3 protein-coding genes and 2 pseudogenes are annotated in these 4320 nt (G+C 56.2%); all 5 read left to right on the top strand.

The genetic code is table 11. The features are described from left to right. Positions 1-240: pseudogene (locus BSU04_RS47025) on the top strand (group II intron reverse transcriptase/maturase); the annotation flags it as partial. 80 nt (positions 241-320) lie between these two features. Continuing rightward, positions 321-797, top strand: a pseudogene (locus BSU04_RS11695) (IS3 family transposase); the annotation flags it as partial. 607 nt (positions 798-1404) lie between these two features. Beyond that, positions 1405-2730, top strand: a complete 1326-nt coding sequence (locus BSU04_RS11690; protein ID WP_089160768.1) for an IS1182 family transposase — start codon at positions 1405-1407, stop codon at positions 2728-2730. A gap of 993 nt (positions 2731-3723) precedes the next feature. Next, complete coding sequence (locus BSU04_RS11685; RefSeq protein WP_089160766.1) at positions 3724-4014, top strand: PRC-barrel domain-containing protein; 291 nt, start codon at positions 3724-3726, stop codon at positions 4012-4014. A 33-nt stretch (positions 4015-4047) separates the two neighbouring features. After that, on the top strand, positions 4048-4320 hold a 273-nt coding region (locus BSU04_RS11680; RefSeq protein WP_144021200.1), incomplete at its 3' end, for a transposase.

The raw sequence follows: 4320 nt of genomic DNA, 5'->3' as shown, positions 1-4320 counted from the left end.
GCGTTGATGCGCGACCACGTCCAGCGGCCTGAAGAAGGACATGCGAAAACTTGGGTGCTTCACGGCCAAAATAGCCGGGGTTGGTATGGGGCGGTGGCGCTTCGGCGTCTAGTTACCAGTCGTAAGGCCCGTTTCATCTGGCGCACTCCTGCGGAAAATCCCTTCATCCTGCGCGCTGAGAAACGCAGCACCATCGAGTCGCGCTACGCTGATGTCGCCTTTGCTATGAGCAACATTTAAATGGAGAGCCGGATGCGCTGAGAGGTGCAAGTCCGGTTCGGGGAGGAGAGGCAGGGAGATAGTTCGACTACGCCCTGCCTCTTACTCCACTCGCGACCGATGAGGGATGGCTGTATCTGGCCGGCCTCAAAGATCTATATAGCGGAGAGATCGTCGGCTATGCTATGAGCGAGCGCATGACAAAACAGCTGGTCATGCAGGCCCTGTTTCGTGCTGTCACATCGCACCGACCGCCGCCTGGTCTCATACAACACACGGATCGCGGTAGTCAGTATTGTGCCCACGCCTATCAGAAGCTCCTCAAACAGTTCGGCATGCAGGCATCTATGAGCAGGCGTGGAAATTGTTTCGACAACGCGCCTATCGAATCATTCTGGGGCTCACTGAAAAATGAACTTGTCTATCATCGCAAGTTCGCGACCCGCGATCAGGCCAGCAAAGAAATCACGGAATACATCGAGATCTTTTATAACCGGCAGCGCACACAGGAGCGCCTGGACTATTTGTCGCCGGCCGCTTTCACGCAGCGATTCCGTTTGAGTAAAATCGCTGCTTAACCTGTTGGCGTCCACGGATTCCGACCGACCTCAAACTACGGCGAACCAGAGAAACCAACCCCAGCCAAAATACCAGTCGTTCCAGTAATAATGTGACATTTGAGCCTCCATTTTCTATTCGAGAACAGTTCATAACTGAGCAAAACGGGGTTGCTCACCGTCGCAGCCCGCCCGTCGCTGCTTAAACGCGTCCCAATGAAGTCGTCGGCGAGCAAATAGTCGGCGAGAGTCGAAGAGCGCACACTACTTAGCATATCGACCTCGTGCTGGGAAGGGTAGATCGGAAAATACTTAGCGTAGCAATCAATCCAAAATTTGCGGTCTTCGCCTGCTGCGGCGACTTTGTTTTCCTCCCGTCATAAGTCAATGCTGTAATTCGGTCTTCGCCTACTTCGGCACTTAACGAGTCTGGCGATCAACACGACCTAAGTCGATGGCAGAAGGCAGTGACCGAATCAGCGATAAGTCGCGGTACGTGCTGGGCTGCCCCGCTCGTCCGGCTATAGCGGCGTTCCTATGGGATGCGTAAGGAGCAGATCGAAGGCTAGGAGTCTGCGCGGCAGAACGATATGTCATCCAAATGGATGGGGTAAACGTTGTTGGAATGATGACGACCAGCTATCTCCCCTACAATCCGCAGCAGCAGATGCTTCTGCCTCAGGCCCTGCAGGAGTGGCTTCCTGAAGGGCATCTTGCCTATTTCATTAGCGATACGGTTGATACGTTGGACCTGAGCGCATTTCACGCTCGGTATGCCGGTGGTGGGTCACGCAATCAGCCGTTTCATCCGTTGATGATGGTCAAGGTGCTGGTGTATGGCTATGCGACGGGCGTATTCTCGTCGCGCAAACTGGCCAGGAAACTGCATGAGGACGTCGCGTTTCGAGTTCTGGCGGCGAACAATTTCCCGGCGCACCGAACCCTCTGTGATTTCCGTGCCTTGCATCTGAAGGCATTGTCCGATCTGTTCGTTCAGGTGGTGAAGTTGGCGCAGGAATGTGGACTGGTCAAGCTGGGGACCATCGCCGTCGATGGCACCAAGATCAAGGCCAACGCCTCGCGCCACAAGGCGATGAGCTTTGAGCGCATGCAGAAGGCGCAATTGGAACTGAAAGCGCAAATCGATGCCTTGCTGGCCCAAGCGCAGACGACCGACGATCGCGAGAAGAACGAGCCGGAGCTGGACATTCCGGCCGAGATCAAGCGGCGCGAAGATCGGCTCGCCGTGATTGTGGCTGCGCGCGCACGGCTGGAAGAACGCCAGCGCGAAGCGGACACTGCACGCGGACGTTCATTCGACGATGACACCCCGCCGGGTGGCGCAGGCAAGCCAAAGAAGAAGTCCCGCTTCAAATACAAATTCGGCGAACCGAAGCCGACGGCGCAGGAGAATTTCACGGATCCGGACAGCCGGATTATGCCGCGTGCCGGCGGTGGCTTTGACTACAGCTACAACGCCCAGGCTGCGGTGGACGACACGGCGCACATCATCGTCGCGGCCGAACTGACCAACAGCGCCGCCGACAGCCGTCAATTGCCGGGCGTGCTCGCGGCGCTCAAGCACAACACCGGAGCCGATCCGCGCCAAGTTGCCGCCGATGCCGGCTATTGCTCGGAGGACGTGTTTGAGGCGCTGCGCGAGCACCCCGCCGAGTTGATCGTTGCCCTTGGCAAGGAAGGAAAGGATAACGTAGCAATTGATCCGAAGAAACGGCCGCTGTGCGCCGCGATGGCAGAACGATTTAAGTCAACGGCCACGCAAGAGGCTTACCGCCGGCGAAAATGGTTGTCCGAACCGCCCAACGGTTGGGTGAAACAGGTTCTGGGGTTCCGACAATTCAGCATGCGCGGTCTGACCAAGGCCCAAGCCGAATGGAAACTCGTCTGCGCTGCGCTCAACCTGCGGAGAATGGCCAATATGATGGCTGCATAAGCGTGCCAAAGCGGCGATTGCTTCAGCGTTCGGATCGAAACGTGATCAAATCGGCCGCATCGCTCGCCGTCCCCGGGTGAAAATCGGCGGCGCTCACACGTATGCATTCGATGTCAGTCGCTCACCACCCCAATTTCTATCTGCCGCGCAGACTCCTAGGAGCGCCTTAGAACCCGCTGTTGATCATGGTCAGCGTAGCGCTACTTGGAACACAACGCCGAATGCAGCCATCTCGAGCTTCATCTTCCGAGCGTGCATGCTAGCACGCGGGTGCAGCCTCCAATTGGCGCGTGCGACTACATTTCGTCCTTCTTGGACGAGGGCTCGCCTGATTAGCAACTACAAAGCGACTTACTAAGACCAGCCTGGTCTCCAGGGCGTCCGTGAAAGGGGTTAGATCAGAGCCGGTATTTTCGCCACTGGGCAGATAAGCATGCGCTGCGTGCGTCAGGCGATCTTAGTAGAATCCGAGCCTTTCGATTCCTTATGTCGAAGGCTATTTTTTACTTTTTTAGCCATGGACGGAACGTGATTCGAAACTCGATTATTCGCCTTTCATTACTACCGTTGGTATGCCTTATTGATCATATGAGAGATATGCATCTTCGCTTTAAGGCCATAGTGACACTGCAAAAAGCCTCTTACTTGAAGTGTGCGATGCCCAGGTCCTAGTTGTCGTCTCGTGTACTGAGGTGCAACGGATTTTGCGCGTCTCGCACCAGGTCCCTTAAAACGGATAGCCTGGAGCTGATACGGAACTGAGTAGTTTCCGTGTCTATCGCGAGACGCTTGGTCGGGTCTATCCTTGGCGTGGCTGCAGCACGTTTTGCTGGTCGACCGAACAAGAGGTGCGAGCGTGCATCAATGCCTCAACGGGATCGGAACGTTCATTAAATTGCTTAGCTTTTGACCGTCCGCGTCGCGCGGTCCGTGCGTACCCGAAACTTAGGACGGAGTTCGTCGCCTGCCGGAAAATATGACGGAGTATCGAAAATGTTGAGAAGTATACAAACTCTTAAGGGCAGCGCGGTCGCTGCGCTCGATGGGCTATTAGGAAGCGTTGACGAAGTCTATTTCGATGACCAGGCGTGGGGCGTCCGTTACCTTGTGATAGATACTGGAAACTGGCTCAATGGACGTCAGGTCCTGATTTCACCGTATTCCGTCAAACACACCGACCCGGGAGCGGGCGCCGTGTCCGTGGATTTAACTCGCGACCAGGTAAGGGACAGAGGTGGCCCCGGAAATCTGGACAGTCGGTTAGGTGGAATCGGTGGGTTCTGAGATAGGCATAATGCCTACAAAGGAAACCAGACGATGACGAAGAGAACCCGGCGCACGCACTCAGCGGCGTTCAAGGCGAAGGTGGCACTGGCAGCAGTACGTGGCGAGCGCACACTGGCAGAATTGGCGCAGCAGTTTGAGGTTCATCCGAACCAGATCACGGAATGGAAGCGGCAGTTGCAAGAACGAGCGGCTGATGTGTTCGGCGGGGCGGGCGCGCCCGTCAATGAGCCGCCGATAGACCTGAAGACGCTGCACGCGAAGATCGGCCAACTGGCGCTGGAGAATGATTTTTTGTCCGGCGCG

The organism is Caballeronia sordidicola, assembly GCF_002220365.1.
GTDB classification, from domain to species: domain Bacteria; phylum Pseudomonadota; class Gammaproteobacteria; order Burkholderiales; family Burkholderiaceae; genus Caballeronia; species Caballeronia sordidicola_C.
Note: the sequence above shows the minus strand (reverse complement) of the source record. Positions and strands in the feature narration are given on the sequence as shown.

Bases quoted from the DNA above. Each gene is read 5' to 3' on its own strand.
- BSU04_RS11690 (WP_089160768.1), top strand. From the start codon at position 1,405: ATGACGACCAGCTATCTCCCCTACAATCCGCAGCAGCAGATGCTTCTG.
- BSU04_RS11685 (WP_089160766.1), top strand. From the start codon at position 3,724: ATGTTGAGAAGTATACAAACTCTTAAGGGCAGCGCGGTCGCTGCGCTC.